Genomic DNA, 15,509 nt, shown 5'->3' with positions numbered 1-15,509 from the left:
TTTCTTAAAATGATTCGTCAGTTAGAAATAAAAATAGGAGAGAACTTAAAAAAATAAACGAAGTATAAAAATTATGAGAAGAAAACGTATAACTGCTCAAAAGCTAAAAATTGGGATAGCTGCAGCATTTATGATTTTCGGCTTTTCATCGGTTTCTGCCCAGCAGCAGGTTTCCTTGCAGGAGGCCATCAAGCAGGCACTCCAAAATAAAGCAGAAGCCAAAAAGGCTGCTTTACAGATCAAAAAAGCTGAATATAAAATTGATGAAGCCAGAGCCGGAGCCTTACCTCAGGTAACTGGTACGGCGGGTTTAACCTATAATCCAATTATTCAGCAATCATTGCTGGAATTTGGTGGACAAAGGATAACGGCTCAGTTGGGACAGCCTTGGAGTACCAATGCGGGAGTCAATGTTCAGCAGGCAATATTTGATCAGAGAGTTTTTACAGGCCTCAAAGCTGCGAAATCTACCAGAGAGTTTTACATTCTGAACGCTCAATTAACCAATGAACAAATTATTGAGAATGTAGCAACAGCTTACTATCAGGTTTTTGTGCAGGAAGAAAATCTCAAAACCGTACAGGTGAGCTATGCAAATACTGAAAAGGTAAGAAATGTTATAAAAAGTTTGTTAGATAATGGGTTGGCAAAATCTATCGACCTGGATCGTACGAATGTACAGTTGACTAATATTGGATCAAACAGACAGCAATTGATCAATTCAGTTGAACTTTCAAAAAACTCTCTGAAGTTTTATATGGGAGTTCCAATCGAAACTGATATCGAGCTTGAAGAGAAAACTATTGAACCGAAACCTGAGCTTATAATCAATAATGTCAATTTGGATAACCGTCTGGAATTACAGGTAAAGAACAAAAACAGAGAACTTCTGGTGTTCAATAAAAAAGCGACGGAAGCCTATCTTTATCCTACTGTAAGTTTGCAGGCAAACTATGCCTGGGCCGCAACAGGAAAGAAGTTTCCCCTTACCAATGGTTTGAGTAATGGCGTACTTTGGAGTGATTATTCAGCAATAGGACTCAATATCAACGTTCCTATCTTCACGGGTGGTGCTACAAAAGCTAAGATCCAGCAGGCGGAAATCGATATTCAGGATCTGGATATGGATATTCAAAATACTCAGTTGAATTTGAGCCTGGATTATAAAAATGCGATTTCTAATATGGAAAATTCGATTATTAATATCCAAAGCATGAAAGATAATGTAGGCCTTGCGGAAAGAGTACAGAAAAATACTCAATCTAATTACCAGAATGGTTTGGCAACACTTACAGAAGTGTTGGATTCAGAAAATGCTTTAACTTCAGCAAAACAAAATTATTCAAACTCACTATTAGACTATAAGCAAGCTGAGATCAAATTAATTAAAGCAAAAGGAGAGTTAAATACATTACAAAACCCATAATAAACAATGAAAAAAACTTTAATATATATCATCGTAGCAGCTGTACTCGTAGGGTTAGCAGCTTACAAGATTGCTGGTAACAAAGAGAAGCAGACTCAGGAAGTAAAAGAGGTTGCCAAGCAGGTAGATAAAATCAATGTTAATATAGTCACAGTTGCAAGAGAAAATATAGATACAGACTATTCTGCAAACGGAACATTCCTTCCTAAACAGGAAATGAATCAGTCTTCTGAAATTGCCGGACGTATTGTAAGTGTTTTAGTGAAAGAAGGTTCAAGAGTTGGGGCAGGTCAGGTGTTGGCAACGATTAAAAGAGATGCTATCGAAGTTGATGTTACTCAGGCTCAGAATAATTTACAGAATGCTGTTATCGACAACCAACGTTACGAAAACGCATATAAAACAGGTGGAGTTACAAAACAACAGCTGGATAACTCAAGACTGCAGTTGAAAAATATGCAGGCAGCAGTGAAAGCTCAGGGAGTAAGAGTAAATGATACAAGTATCCGTGCAGGAATCAGCGGAACGATTAATAAAAAAATGGTAGAGCCGGGAACAGTTGTTTCAGTAGGAACTTCCATGTTTGAGATCGTTAACATTAACAGCTTAAAACTTTCTGTTTTAGTAGATGAAAGCCAGGTTGGAAAAATCCAGCTAGGTCAGGAGGTTCCGATTAAAGTAAACGTTTTACCTGAAGAATCTTTTGTGGGTAGAATTACATTTATCGCTCCAAAAAGTGATGCTTCTTTGAATTTCCCTGTTGAAATTGAAGTTCAGAACAGAGGAAACTTAAAAGCGGGTATGTACGCAACAGCTACCTTTAAAACAAACCATGGAGCAGAAACTCAGAATATGCTGACTGTTCCTGCAGAAGCGTTTGTGAATGGAGTAAGCTCAGGACAGCTGTTCGTTGTTCAGAATGGTGTTGCTAAATTGATTACAGTAACCGTTGGTAAAGTTTACGGAGACAAAGTACAGGTATTAAGCGGACTGAATGGTGGTGAGCAAGTGGTAACCAGCGGACAGATCAACCTGGACAACGGATCTAAAGTAAACATTATAAAGTAGAGGATCTATGAAGTTAGCAGAAATATCGATTAAAAGACCCTCGCTGGTAATTGTATTATTTACAATTCTGACGCTGGGAGGTATCCTGAGTTATACGCTCATGGGATACGAATTGATTCCAAAGTTTGAAACCAACATGGTAACCATTTCTACGGTGTATCCGGGAGCTTCGCCTGCAGAGGTGGAGACCTCTGTCACCCGAAAGATTGAAGATGCCGTAGGTTCTTTGGAAAACGTAAAAAAAGTAGAATCTTCTTCATATGAAAGTTTATCGGTTATCATGGTTCAGCTGAACAATGGAGCAGATGTAGATTTTGCATTGAATGATGCTCAGAGAAAGGTAAATGCAATTCTGGGAGACCTTCCGGATGATGTAAAAGCACCTTCCCTGAATAAATTCTCACTGGATGATTTACCAATTATTACGATGAGTATTTCATCTGATAAATTAAACAGTAAGGACCTTTACGACTTACTGGATAAAAAGATTGAACCTATTTTCTCCCGTGTAAACGGAGTAGCACAGGTTGATCTTGTAGGTGGACAGGAAAGAGAAATTCAAGTGAACCTGGACGAAAAGAAATTGCAAGGGTACGGACTTTCTATTGGAGATGTTCAGCAGGCAATCCTTTCATCAAACTTAGATTTCCCTACTGGTAGTTTGAAAACAAGAACTACAAAATCTACCATCAGATTATCAGGAAAGTATAAGTCAACTGAAGAAATGAACAACCTTGTGGTTTCCAACAAAAATGGAGCTCAGGTTCGTTTATCTGATATTGCAACCGTTTTCGACTCTCAGAAAGATGTTGAAAAAGTAGCAAGATTCAATCAGTTTCCAACAATCTTAATGCAGGTAAAAAAGCAGTCTGATGCCAATGCAGTAGCAGTATCTGAAAGTGTTCAGAAAACGATTCAGACTGTAGAAGAAGCTTACAAAGTTCAGGGAGTAAAAGTAAAAATCGTAAATGATACAACAGAATTTACCCTTGAATCTGCCAACCACGTAATTTTCGACTTATTCTTAGCGATTATTCTTGTGGCAATTGTAATGCTATTATTCCTTCACAGTATTAGAAATGCATTCATTGTAATGGTTTCGATCCCGGCTTCATTGGTGGCGGCGTTCATCGGAATGAATCTGATGGGATATACTTTGAACTTAATGAGTTTACTGGGGCTTTCCCTTGTGGTAGGTATCCTTGTAGATGACGCGATTGTAGTACTGGAAAACATCTACCGTCACATGGAGATGGGTAAAAGTAAGATCAGAGCAGCCTATGATGGTGCATCAGAGATCGGATTTACCGTTGCAGCGATTACCCTGGTAATTGTGGTGGTATTCTTACCGATTGCGATGAGTTCAGGGCTTGTAGCAAACATTCTGGCACAGTTCTGCGTCACGGTGGTTATTGCAACATTATTATCGTTGTTAGCATCATTTACCATCATTCCTTGGTTATCATCAAGATTTGGTAAACTGGAGCATTTAACAGGTAAAAACTGGTTTGAGAAATTCATCCTTTGGTTCGAAGGACTCATTGACAAATTTACGCACTGGATTACGGGTATTCTTGAATGGTGTCTGAAAACAACAGTGAGAAGAATTTCTACAGTAGTTATTACATTCATTGTTTTAATCAGCTCATTCTCATTGGTGATTTTTGGATTCATTGGAGGAGAATTCTTCCCGCCGATTGACCGTGGTCAGTTCTTAGTACAGATGGAACTTTCTAAAGATGCAACTGTTGAAAAAACAAACCAGCTAACATTAGATGTTGAGAAGTTTTTAAGAAATGATAAAGATGTTGTAGACTTAATTACAACGGTTGGACAGCAGTCAACAGGTTTTGGTGGAGCTCAGGCAACTACTTACCAATCTGAAGTTCAGGTAAACTTAACGGATAAATCTGAACGTTCTGAAAGTACAAACATCAAAGCTGCAAAAATAAAAAGAGTACTGGAGGAGAAATTCACTGGTGTTGAGTTTAAAACAGCTCCAATTGGTATCATGGGTGCTGAAAATGCTCCGATCGAAATGGTAGTAACCGCTCCGGATAACGCAACAGCAGTAAAAGAAGCGACAAGAATCCTTGAATTACTGAAAAAAGTTCCTGGAGCAGTAGATGCAGAATTATCAACCGATTCTGGTAACCCGGAAGTACAGGTGAATATCGACAGAGATAAAATGGCCTCTCTAGGCTTAAACCTTTCAAGTGTAGGACAAACGATGCAGACTGCATTTAACGGGAATACAGATGGAAAATTCAGAGCAGGAGAATATGAATATGACATTAACATCCGTTTTGGAGATCTGAACAGACAATCTATTGATGATGTTAAAAACCTAATGTTTACAAATCCTCAGGGTCAGCAGATTCGTTTGAGCCAGTTTGCTGAAGTAAAAATGGGTTCAGGACCAAGTTTGCTTGAACGTAGAGATAAGTCTCCTTCTGTAAAAGTAAGAGCTAAAGCAGTAGGTAGACCGGTTGGAGACGTAGCAAACGAGTGGTCTGCTAAGTTCATGAACGAGAAAAGACCTATTGGTGTAGATTACATCTGGAGTGGAGATATGGAAAACCAACAGGAAGGTTTCGGTACTTTAGGGATTGCTTTATTAGCAGCTATCGTATTGGTATATCTTGTAATGGTATCATTGTATGATAGTTTCGTTTATCCTTTCGTGGTATTGTTCTCTATTCCGTTGGCGATGATCGGGGTAATGGTAATCCTTGCCTTAACAGCCAACTCATTGAACATCTTTACGATGCTAGGGATGATCATGTTGATTGGTCTTGTAGCGAAGAACGCGATTATGATCGTTGACTTTACGAATGCAAGAAAAGCAGCGGGAGCAAGTACTCATGATGCATTGATCCAGGCTAACCACGCCCGTCTTCGTCCGATCCTGATGACAACCATTGCGATGATCTTCGGTATGTTACCGATCGCATTGGCAACAGGAGCAGGAGCGGAGATGAATAAAGGTCTTGCATGGGTAGTAATCGGTGGTTTAACATCGTCTCTATTCCTTACCTTGATCATTGTGCCTGTAGTATACTCTCTATTTGACTCAATCCTAAGAAGAATGGGTAAAGATACCAAAGTAGACTACGAAGCTGAAATGAAGGCAGATTATGAACACAGAGAATTAAATGAAGACGGATTTACACCTAAGCATTTAGATAACTAAAATATCATATACCTTTAATTAATCGAAAGCGCCTCAGATCTTCTGAGGCGCTTTTTTGTTTTGCCACGAATGCACAAATTTCATTTTATTAATGATATTATATAAGATGCTTTATAGGCTGCTCTATTCTATGTTGCTATGTGGTTCGAAATTATTAAACCACACAGGAGATTTTGATATGTATCAGATTATTCGCGTATTAGTGGCGATCTAAGGCAATAAAAAAGGCTTTCGGAATAAACCGGAAGCCTTTATATATTGTAAGTGAAAGAAATTAGTCTGCCATAGCCTCTCCGGACTTTCTGTAGACAAAGTTTCCATAGATATGTCTTCTTGCAAAACGGCTTGGAGAGTCAGCATTCACCATTTTGATATAGGTATTTCTTGGAACTCCCATATACTCATAGCTTTTTCCATTCAAATGCTGAACCGTTAAAATCGATTTTTCAAGGTAAAAATCCTGAATATTAGACTGGGTAACAGTTTCTGTATATTCTTCTTTATATTTTTCCTGTGTTTCAGAATTAATGCTTACCAGGAAATGATAGGCTTCAATCACAGACTTACTTTTTTCTTCTGCTTCCAGTTTTCCAGCTTCATCGTTGATAAATTTATCAGGGTGCGTATCTTTCATAGCATTCCTGTAAATTGTTTTTAACTCTTTTAAAGTTACGTTTTTATCTACACCAAGAAGCGTTCTGTGTTCACCTATTCGTTTCATAAATTGAATTCTTATTTTCGGGGTGCAAAATTAAGGAATTTAATTGGAAAAACCGTAACTTATTCATTATTAATTTGTTTTTATTATTATCAATAATGATCATCGGATAAAATACTAGATTTTACTTGTCAAAAACATTTTCAAAGTGATGCTTAAGAGAATCTGAGCTTGGATAGTCTTGGGTTTCTGTTGGTAAACTGATCTTTGTTTGATGTAATTTAGCGTAATATTCATCATGAGAAATTTTATTACTGATGTGAATCATATAGTTTTCTGGATCTATGCTAATTAACCCAAGATCAAATAGTGTATGGATATCAGATCGTAATAGAATGCCGTTAGGAGTTTTATTAGTATCAGACCCTTTGAAAGAATAGATATGTGCTGCTTCTAGCATTTCAATAATTTCACATTGTGTGATCGCACATTTTTTATTGTAAGCCTTAATAAGTTTTTCTCTGAATTTTTTTTGCCCTCTTCTAGCATAAATTTGAATCGCAATTTTTTTTCTATCGTCTAGTATACTCTCTATATTAAAGTAGCTTATTTCAGACTCATTAATTGATGAAGTTAAGTAATCAGTTGTTTGTAAATAATTGGATTCTTTTATTAAACCGAGATTATAAAAACATAAAATTAGAGATCTTTTAATATGCTTTTCTAAATCTGAATCATTTTCTAATCTATAATAAAATTCTTTGGGATTTTCGAAAACATTATTATACTTAGTTGTATCCCCACCTCCATCAACATCAATTTTAGGATTTAGACTTTTTGATTTTCTTATTTTAATGTTTAATCCTTTAGGGTTAGTTTTAGACTCAGCACAACCCACTACAGCTCCTTTTCCTGTCTTATCAAAGCAAATTGCTACATATATTCCATTTGAAACTTTCTGATTAGGAGGTAGGATACATACATGAGTTATATGAGGAAAATTGGCTGCACCTTTAGATTCTTTTACTGTTAAATTTATATTATTAAATATACCATATTTCTTTTCTAGTTCAGATTTAAACCCGTTAAGTGCTTTTTTTACATTATTGAGGACCGGGTCATCTGTTTTGATTGTTTCTCCATGGATGATAGGATAATTTTGCCGGAATTCACAAATATCATTAAAATAATTAATCATTAATTTTTTACTGGCAAACTAATGATTTTTACTATATTTTCAAATAAAATGTATGTTTTTAATTTTAGTAATCTAATAATGGAAGTCCATGATTAATATCTGAAATATTGCTTATATAGTGTGATTGGGCTGTTTTTGATTGATATTCAGCATGCTTGTGAACTTTTGTTAAAATTCCGAATACAAATTCTTATTCAGCTTAAAATAAATAGACTGGTTTTTAAAATCAATAATCGTATTGAACCTTTTTAAGAAAGCATTCCCAAAAAAGCCTGCCATTTTTTCTGAAGCATCAATGCCTTGTGTAGAGCTGGAAAGTGTAATGGGAACATTGTAAAGAAATTTATGGGCAAAGGTAATAGATGGGCACAGTACTACCGGCATTTCATAAACAGAACCATCTGAACCCTGTGCAGTAGCTTTTCCTATCGTTTTCATAGTATTGGCTAAAGAATTCTTTCGGGCATAAGGAGAAGCAATGGTAAGAGCGTCATCAGCACCGCTGTCAAGTCCAAATAATCCTGAATATTCTTTACCATTAACTGTTATTGAGCTTTCCACAGCAGGATAATTATCTATGAGATGAAGCTTCATTTTTTCATATCCTAAAAAATCAATAGACGGGTCATTTTCCTCATAAAACCGGATCACATTTTTATGGTAATCAATTTCAATGATCTTGCCTTTCATCAAATCTGTTCCGAAAACACCATCAAAACTAACCTCTCCATAAGGAATGAGGGTAAACGAAACATCAGTTTTTTTTATGTCTCCGAACTGAACGGTATTATGACTGCTGTAATCAACCGTATTTACTCCGTTTGAGCCTTTGTTTTCAGATTTTCCGTCAATTTTCAAATCTACCTTTTTCTTTGAGTTGATATTGATAACAGATCCGTCTGCTCCTGTATCAAACAAAAATTTGACGTTATCAACTGTGTTTACCTTGCAGTGCAGATAAACAGAATTATTTTCCAGTGAGAAAGGAATAAGGGTGGGTTGCTTTTGTGCTGATACAGCTATACTGAAACATGTGGTTAAAAAAAAGTATTTGAAATTCATAAAAGAGAAGTTTTACAGGTTATTGCAGTGAAAATAAAGGTATTGATGATCTTTACAAAGAAAGGAAGCTTCATTAACCTTCCCTTAACCCTTCTTCATACTCAGGAACTTTTAAAAACCGGATGCAGACACTTTAAATAAAAAAACAGTACCCAAAAAATGAGTACTGCTATTATATTTTAAATGGGAGAACCCTATTAAGGCTCATCACAGTTTTTTTTCAGTTTTGTAAAGATCCTGTCAAAATCCTTATACACTGTTCCTTCATCATCACGTCTCTGTCTGAAGCTGCTGTTGGCACAGTTGTGAAAGCTAAGTCCGATCATATCAATCAATGCATAATCTTCTTTTTGAGGATCGTTCATTTTAAGATCAAAACGATTCATTACTCCCTGCGGATCCGCATTGTTTTTGCTTTTAAGCTCTGTGTAAGCCTTCCATGAAGCGAACATTTTTTCTCTGTCAGGGGAAGAGATTGCATCAATAGATTCTCTGCAGGTTTCGTAAAACTTACTGTTTCTAAGGGTAGATGGGTCAGAAAAGGCAATTATTTCTTCCTTGTTAAGCTCATATTCGTTTTCAAAAGTTTGTATGGCATTTTCATACAGCTTCTTCCAAACTGGCTGATTGATGACTTTAAGGCTGTAAAGCTCTTCTTTTTTCTCCTGATACTGTCTTTCCAGATTTTCAAGATGTTGATCTTTATTTCTACGGACTTCTTCAAGGCTGGAAAGTTTGAAAATAGGATTCGTATCAAAATGAACCCCATTAAACTTGTATAAAAGTTTGTTAACCCCGTCTATTTCCTCAATTTCATATTTAGACGCATCAAAATATCCCTTGTTATCACAATTGAAGGTCTGATAGCTGTACGGTGTCAGATTGGTTTTTACAGGGCCTTTTTGTCCCCAAACAATAGCAGATAAAGCCAGGGAGAGCCCGACCATCATTTTTTCCATGCGCATAGTTGTAGAAAGAATCCGAATTTTCTAAAATTTCAGTGCAAAATTAAGGCTTTAAATTTGAAAACTAAAGAATTTAACCAATTTTATACAGTTATTTTTATTATTTAATGAGAATTTTAATTTTTTGCTTTAAACAGGAGGCTTTACAAAAATTTAAGGTTCATCACAATCTCTTTTCAGCTTGACAAAAACCACCTTCTCAAAAGTTTTAAATAAAGTGTTTTCTTGATCAGCTTTGGTTCTGAAACTATGGATGGCGCAATTATTAAAAGCGTTCATAAGATCAATAATAGCATAATCGTCCTTTCTTGGGTCATTCCATTTAGCATTAAAAGAGTCTTTTGTTCCCTGATAAGGTTCTTCTCCTTTTTTAGGTTCAAATAAACTTTTCCATACGGAATACATTTTTTCTTTATCCTTGGTGGTCATGGCATCCACATATTCTTTACAGGTGTTGTAAAATTTGCTGTTCCGAAGAGATTGCGGATCTGCATATCCCATAAGAAGAGCCTTATTGAGCAGGTATTCATTTTCCAGAAGTGCAAGCGCTTCCTCGTACTGCTTTTTCCATATCGGAAGATCTATGAGTTTGAGCTCTTCAAGTACTTTCTTTCGTTCCAGATACTCCTTTTCAGTCTGTTGCAAAAGCTGAGTACTATTACTTCGTACCAGGTCAAATTTAGTAGGATTAAATACAATAAGAGATGAAAAGGGAGACCAGTTTAAAGGTTGTAAAAGCTTATATGTGTCATCTATTTCTTCTTTTTTATATTTCGAAGGATCAAAATATCCTTTAACATCGCATCCAAAGGTCTGATAACTGTAAAGAACCAGTGGACTTTTTTTTGCAGGAGTCTTTTGAGCAGTCAATGTGACAGCTAGAGCCAATGAAAGACCTGTCAATAATTTTTTCATATTGTTATGATTGAAAAATCCATACTTTTTATTTCGGTCTAAAATTAAAGTTTAAAATTTCAAATCCGTTCATAAAACATAATAATTTACTCCCCGGTTTCCGGTATTTATAGGGGTCGTCACTTGTTTTTCTTTTTCTTTTTTATATTTTGCACCTCCCCATATTATAAAACCTGATTCTCTTGAGGAAGAAAGGAAACGTAATGATTGAATTATAGAACAAAATATTAATAATGTACGACAATTTAGAACAGCTGTTTTACAGAGGAGATTTGGACCAGTGTATTATAGAAGGAGAACAATACTTGTTATCTCATCCCGAAGACGAAGAAGTATTATTTTTAATGGCAGTAGCTTATCACGACATTGTTTATTATGAAGGACATGAAGCTGTTTATGATGCCATAAGAGACTATGTTATTCCTTATTTACGCAGAATTCTGCAAATTAACCCCAACAGTGAGAAAGCACTGTACAACATCCTGAATTACCCTTTAGGAAATGAATATACCCTGATGCAGATCGCCAGAACGAAAAAGCATATCACCCAGGAAAATAAGACGGAGTTTATAGGATATGCAGAACGAATGCTGGAAGATCCGGACTATGTAGGATATGGTTATGATTTCTTGGTTAAAATATATGAATCCCTGGAAGAAAATAAAGCGCTTTTGAACAGTCTTGAAGCCGCAATGTATTATTCTAAAAAAGCACATGCTGATAACCGGGAGATCAGGGACAAAAACACCTCGCTGTACTGGATCAGAAAGATTTATTTACTAGACCATACAAAAATAGTTTCTGGAGAGGAACTTACAGGCCTTATTGATAAGGAACATATTACTTTTGTAAGCAGAAACGAATATGATTTTATCAACCTTGCTGATATTGCATTTGAAAATAACGCACCGGATCTTTCATTAAAAATGATGTTGAAAGCCATCAAAGGAGAAAATTCAGCACTTCACATTCATGAAAAACTGGTAGAATGGCATCAACGCTTTGCTGAACTGATTAGAAACGGATATAATAATCCTGATGTTTTCTATTATCAGTTAATTATTGAAAGAAATTATAATGATCTGTTAAACGTTTCTGCAGATTTTTATTACCATCATGCTCTTGAAGTTATCAATTCCCATCCGGAACTGTTCTCAGGATATCATTTTGCAGGAACCTTCCTGTATGAAAACGAGCGCTATGCTGAAGCGATTCCTTTATTAGAAAAAGCAGTACAACTATCATCCAATGCTACAGCCTGGAGGAGAAGAGCAGATTCAGAATATCTTTTGAATGGAACGGTATTATCCAATATCCCAGTATTTTCTGATTATCCCACAGACATTTACAATGAAGGGGTTTATCTGAACGAATGTATAGATGCGTTAGAAGATGAAAACGATAAACTGAAATGGCATGATGTGAGCCGTATTGTATATGAGCAGGCCCACGAAGCATTCAGAAAATATTTTGAAGAAGATCAGTTTGAAAGTGACTATCACAACGATCTGCATACCAGAGCAATGTGTTGCAATAATTTAGCCATTAAATATTGGGTATTGGGAGATTATAAGGCAGCTGCTGCAACAGCATCTGAAGGGCTTACCTATTCAGAATTTATGGAACTTCACCTGACCTTGATTGATGCTTTGATGGATGGAGGGGATCATAAACGGGCTGAAGAAGCATTGAATAACTATTTCAGTCTTTATGGGGGATCCGACGATTATTGTTCTAAAACTCTGTACTATAGAGCACGGCAGATTCAGCTTCATGAAATTATGGGATCAAGTGATGTTCAAAGAGAAGCACAAGAAGTCCTTACCTCTATTTATCAGTACACCATAGAGAATCCGGAACTTGAAGATGACAACTACAGAGACCTGGAAGCTGGTAAAAATATATTGGAAGCAATTTTATTTCAACATCTGGATAATCAGGATTTAAATACCAGAAAATCATATTATGAACAAGTAGCAGAGCGCTTCCCAGGGGAAGCTAATCCTCAGTTTGCCCTGATGCAGATCTATAACGAGGAAGAAAGCTATGGAAGAGTAGCGTTGGCAGCGAAAAGATATCTTGAGAATAAAAAAGAATTCCTTTTAGATGCTTTTGATAGAGCCAAGACCATTTATATGATGGTGAAAAGTGATTTTCTCCAGGGAAATTACCAGGAAGCTGCCTCTGTATTCAGTCAGTATGATGCAGATTGTGAATCGGCAATGGATCCTGAAGAATATGTACTTTGGCTAAGCTATGGAGTGAAGGTATATGAAAAGCTGAACAATAAAGATCAAACCCTAGCTCTTGCTGAAAGATTCACTGTCATCTACAATGCTGAAGAATGGGGCTATGATGATCTTGTGGAAAGTGTTGAGCTGTCAAAAGCAGTTGTCCTGTATCACGCTGGAAATGTAAAAGAAGCTCATGCGATATTGGATCAGGTACGTTCAGTTGCAGATTATGACCCTATTGCAGATGAATATAAAGCTTCATGGAAAAAACCGGGACTGTTTTCTAAATTTGGATTTTAATTATTAAAGGGTAAAAAATGGCGCATCGTCTTTACGTATATAATGTAGACTCCAAAACAGGGGACCAGTATTCACACTATTTGGGAGAATGGAATTATGAAATCCCGGAATTACTTCTTCCTTTATTCTCCTGCGAACCAAGATCAAAAGGAAAACTCCTGTACTTTGATAAAATAAATGGAGTAGCAAGGCTGAAATCATTCTATCAATTGTTGGGGGAGCACTTTCAGTTGCTTTACAAAAAAAACTATTATGAGCCTGTCAACAAAATGTTTGAGATGTTGGATGATCTTCCTTATGATTCCTTTATGATCAACGGATGGGATGTTTTCAATATGAGTGAAGAAAAACACTCTGATCAGGCCAAAAACTGGGTGCTGGAAATTAAGGAAAAAAGTAAGCTATATGATAAAGCAATGTCTAAGCAGAATCTGGGCTGGCTGGAAAAAGAGATTGTAGCCAGAAGGGGATATGGTTCCTTTTTAGAGATGCTGGAAACAGATTGGATTGATTATGGCCTTGGCTACTGGAATGAAGATTTGTATAAAGATATTTCGGAGCCTTTTGAAGATAATGGTCTTTGGGGATTGAAAGACAAAAAGGCAAATATCATAACGCCACCTTTTTACGAAGAAATATTTGCCTTTAGTGAAGAGGGGATTGCAGTAGCACAGAAAAACGGCAAGTACGGATACCTGAGAAACGATGGTAAAGTACTTGTTGAATGCATCTACGATGATGCTTTTGATTCTTTTTTTATAGACAATAAGCATTATGGGATTATAGAAATCGATCATCTATGCGGACTCCTTAATATTATTACCGGAGAAATCGTGATCCCCTGTGAATATGAAGAGTTGGAGATGTTAAGACATGCCTATCTTTTTAATGCTAAAAAAGAAGGGAAGTATCATCTCATTGACGCATCCAATAAACTCATCATAGAAGAAGGTTTTGATGAACCTTTTGAGTTTAATTATTCAGAATTGATTTATCGTTCACTGAAAGGAACATCCAAAAAAGCTTTTTACACATTTGATGGCGTTTTCCTGGGAGAACATCCGGAAGAAGTATTGGGCGAAATTGGAGAAGGATATTATTGGGCTAAACCAAATAAATTTCAGAAAAAAAACAGCATTATAAAAGCTGATGGAACTCTTCTGGATACGGAAGTAGATACCATGATGATTCTGAATGGCGACTATACTTCTTTTGCCTATAAGAAAGCTAAGCAATGGTATATTTATGATATAAAATCCGGTGAATACAGGTTAAAAGAACATACCATTGAAAATATTCACAGAGATTGGTATACCCAGTTTATGAAAGATGTATTTCTGTTATCTGATGAAAATGGCTGGGGCTTGTATAATGCTGCGGAAGACCGTTGGCTGCTCCCTTCATCCAAAGAATATAAAAAAATAGAGTCTTGCAGGGAAGAGATTTTCCGGGTAACCACTTCAAACGGGATGTTCTATTTTGACCAGGAGACGGAAGCCCGAAGCTATTTTTATGACTATATCGGTGAAGGAATAGATTATAATGAACAGATGCTGTGCCTTTATAAAGGCTCTGAAATGTTTATTCTTGATACTGAAAGAAAGCTGCATAAAGTTTCTGATCATCAGTTGGGAACTTTGTATGAAAAAAGACATAACCTTCGTGGAAAAGATCAAAAATATTTTCTGGATTTTTATAAGGCTTGGACTGAACAAAAGGGGTCTGGTTATGAAGAACACTTTGATGATGCAACCCTGATGTCGAGGGCTGAAGAATATATTGAAGAAGGTAAAATTGAAGAAGCTGTGAGGTTGTATGAAATAGGAGTGAGTCGCGGAAACACAGATATGATGGTGGAACTTGGATATATTTATGTTCACAATGAGTATCCTGAGTATTATGATCTGGAGAAGGGGCTTGCCTTGTATGAAAAAGCAGCTTCTAAGAATCATGCCATTGCATGGAATAATCTGGGTTATCATCATCAGAGTGGAGTTGGGTATCCTCAGGATATTAAAAAGGCTTTAAAATGTTTCAGAAAATCAGCAGAATTAGGAGACGGTTTGGCATTGCAGAACCTTGGGCTTCTGTATTTTTATGGTGAATATGTATTACAGGATTATGATTTGGCACTGGATTATTATAAACAGGCAGAAAAGAAGTTCTATTATAACGATGAAAACTTCGCCGAAATCTATTACCAGAAAGGTGATTATGCCAACCTTCAGCGCTATTTGAAAAAAGATACTCAAAGTACATATTCCGATATTTATTACGGTATTATGTATGACGAAGGATTAGGGGTGAAAATAAGCCCTAAAAAAGCAATCAGACACTATGAAAAATCTTTGGAGTATGCCCATTATAATACAGCTTTGAGAAGGCTTTTATATTTCTATAAAGAAGATCCGGACTTTGCTGACCCAGAAAAGTACCAGTATTGGAAAAAGTTTGGAGAGGATAACGAAATGGAAATATGATCGTAAGTTT

At 36.3% G+C, this 15,509-nt stretch carries 10 protein-coding genes; 5 read left to right on the top strand and 5 right to left on the bottom strand.

What is annotated here, in order from left to right; all coding sequences use genetic code 11:
* Positions 1-73: 73 nt before the first annotated feature.
* Genes M2372_RS20775 through M2372_RS20765 form a run of 3 tightly spaced genes read left to right on the top strand, consistent with a single transcriptional unit; the run spans position 74 to position 5,687 of the window.
* The gene (locus M2372_RS20775; protein ID WP_123318928.1) at positions 74-1,426 is read left to right on the top strand and encodes a TolC family protein; all 1,353 of its coding nucleotides are present in this window, start codon (positions 74-76) and stop codon (positions 1,424-1,426) included.
* A gap of 6 nt (positions 1,427-1,432) precedes the next feature.
* Positions 1,433-2,494 carry an efflux RND transporter periplasmic adaptor subunit gene (locus tag M2372_RS20770; protein ID WP_123318929.1) on the top strand — a complete coding sequence of 354 codons (1,062 nt, stop codon included), beginning with the start codon at positions 1,433-1,435 and terminating at the stop codon, positions 2,492-2,494.
* Positions 2,495-2,501: 7 nt separating this feature from the next.
* Positions 2,502-5,687, top strand: a complete 3,186-nt coding sequence (locus M2372_RS20765) for an efflux RND transporter permease subunit (RefSeq protein WP_115971670.1) — start codon at positions 2,502-2,504, stop codon at positions 5,685-5,687.
* A gap of 274 nt (positions 5,688-5,961) precedes the next feature.
* Here the strand turns inward: M2372_RS20765 and M2372_RS20760 are convergent, their stop codons facing one another.
* The 5 genes from M2372_RS20760 to M2372_RS20740 form a co-directional block, all read right to left on the bottom strand.
* On the bottom strand, positions 5,962-6,408 hold the full coding sequence (locus tag M2372_RS20760) for a KTSC domain-containing protein (RefSeq protein WP_115973324.1): 447 nt from the start codon (positions 6,406-6,408) through the stop codon (positions 5,962-5,964).
* Positions 6,409-6,529: 121 nt separating this feature from the next.
* On the bottom strand, positions 6,530-7,543 hold the full coding sequence (locus M2372_RS20755; protein ID WP_123318930.1) for an HNH endonuclease: 1,014 nt from the start codon (positions 7,541-7,543) through the stop codon (positions 6,530-6,532).
* A gap of 168 nt (positions 7,544-7,711) precedes the next feature.
* On the bottom strand, positions 7,712-8,605 hold the full coding sequence (locus tag M2372_RS20750; protein ID WP_123318931.1) for a retropepsin-like aspartic protease: 894 nt from the start codon (positions 8,603-8,605) through the stop codon (positions 7,712-7,714).
* 197 nt (positions 8,606-8,802) lie between these two features.
* Positions 8,803-9,564 carry a hypothetical protein gene (locus M2372_RS20745; RefSeq protein WP_123318932.1) on the bottom strand — a complete coding sequence of 254 codons (762 nt, stop codon included), beginning with the start codon at positions 9,562-9,564 and terminating at the stop codon, positions 8,803-8,805.
* Positions 9,565-9,723: 159 nt separating this feature from the next.
* The gene (locus M2372_RS20740; RefSeq protein WP_123318933.1) at positions 9,724-10,485 is read right to left on the bottom strand and encodes a hypothetical protein; all 762 of its coding nucleotides are present in this window, start codon (positions 10,483-10,485) and stop codon (positions 9,724-9,726) included.
* Between the two features lie 233 nt (positions 10,486-10,718).
* Here M2372_RS20740 and M2372_RS20735 point away from each other — a divergent pair, with 233 nt between their 5' ends.
* Complete coding sequence (locus tag M2372_RS20735) at positions 10,719-13,019, top strand: hypothetical protein (protein WP_123318934.1); 2,301 nt, start codon at positions 10,719-10,721, stop codon at positions 13,017-13,019.
* 17 nt (positions 13,020-13,036) lie between these two features.
* Complete coding sequence (locus M2372_RS20730; protein ID WP_123318935.1) at positions 13,037-15,499, top strand: SEL1-like repeat protein; 2,463 nt, start codon at positions 13,037-13,039, stop codon at positions 15,497-15,499.
* The last annotated feature ends 10 nt before the right edge of the window (positions 15,500-15,509 follow it).

Origin of the sequence: Chryseobacterium sp. BIGb0232 (genome assembly GCF_024810195.1) — a bacterium.
Taxonomy (GTDB): domain Bacteria; phylum Bacteroidota; class Bacteroidia; order Flavobacteriales; family Weeksellaceae; genus Chryseobacterium; species Chryseobacterium pennae.
The sequence above is the reverse complement of the archived record's forward strand: the minus strand, read 5'-3'. Positions and strand labels throughout refer to the sequence as shown.

What these genes read in the sequence shown, in the direction of transcription:
- M2372_RS20755 (WP_123318930.1), bottom strand. Translation starts at nt 7,543, where the DNA reads ATGATTAATTATTTTAATGATATTTGTGAATTCCGGCAAAATTATCCT.
- M2372_RS20730 (WP_123318935.1), top strand. Translation starts at nt 13,037, where the DNA reads ATGGCGCATCGTCTTTACGTATATAATGTAGACTCCAAAACAGGGGAC.
- M2372_RS20735 (WP_123318934.1), top strand. Translation starts at nt 10,719, where the DNA reads ATGTACGACAATTTAGAACAGCTGTTTTACAGAGGAGATTTGGACCAG.
- M2372_RS20765 (WP_115971670.1), top strand. Translation starts at nt 2,502, where the DNA reads ATGAAGTTAGCAGAAATATCGATTAAAAGACCCTCGCTGGTAATTGTA.
- M2372_RS20745 (WP_123318932.1), bottom strand. Translation starts at nt 9,564, where the DNA reads ATGGAAAAAATGATGGTCGGGCTCTCCCTGGCTTTATCTGCTATTGTT.
- M2372_RS20750 (WP_123318931.1), bottom strand. Translation starts at nt 8,605, where the DNA reads ATGAATTTCAAATACTTTTTTTTAACCACATGTTTCAGTATAGCTGTA.
- M2372_RS20775 (WP_123318928.1), top strand. Translation starts at nt 74, where the DNA reads ATGAGAAGAAAACGTATAACTGCTCAAAAGCTAAAAATTGGGATAGCT.
- M2372_RS20770 (WP_123318929.1), top strand. Translation starts at nt 1,433, where the DNA reads ATGAAAAAAACTTTAATATATATCATCGTAGCAGCTGTACTCGTAGGG.
- M2372_RS20760 (WP_115973324.1), bottom strand. Translation starts at nt 6,408, where the DNA reads ATGAAACGAATAGGTGAACACAGAACGCTTCTTGGTGTAGATAAAAAC.
- M2372_RS20740 (WP_123318933.1), bottom strand. Translation starts at nt 10,485, where the DNA reads ATGAAAAAATTATTGACAGGTCTTTCATTGGCTCTAGCTGTCACATTG.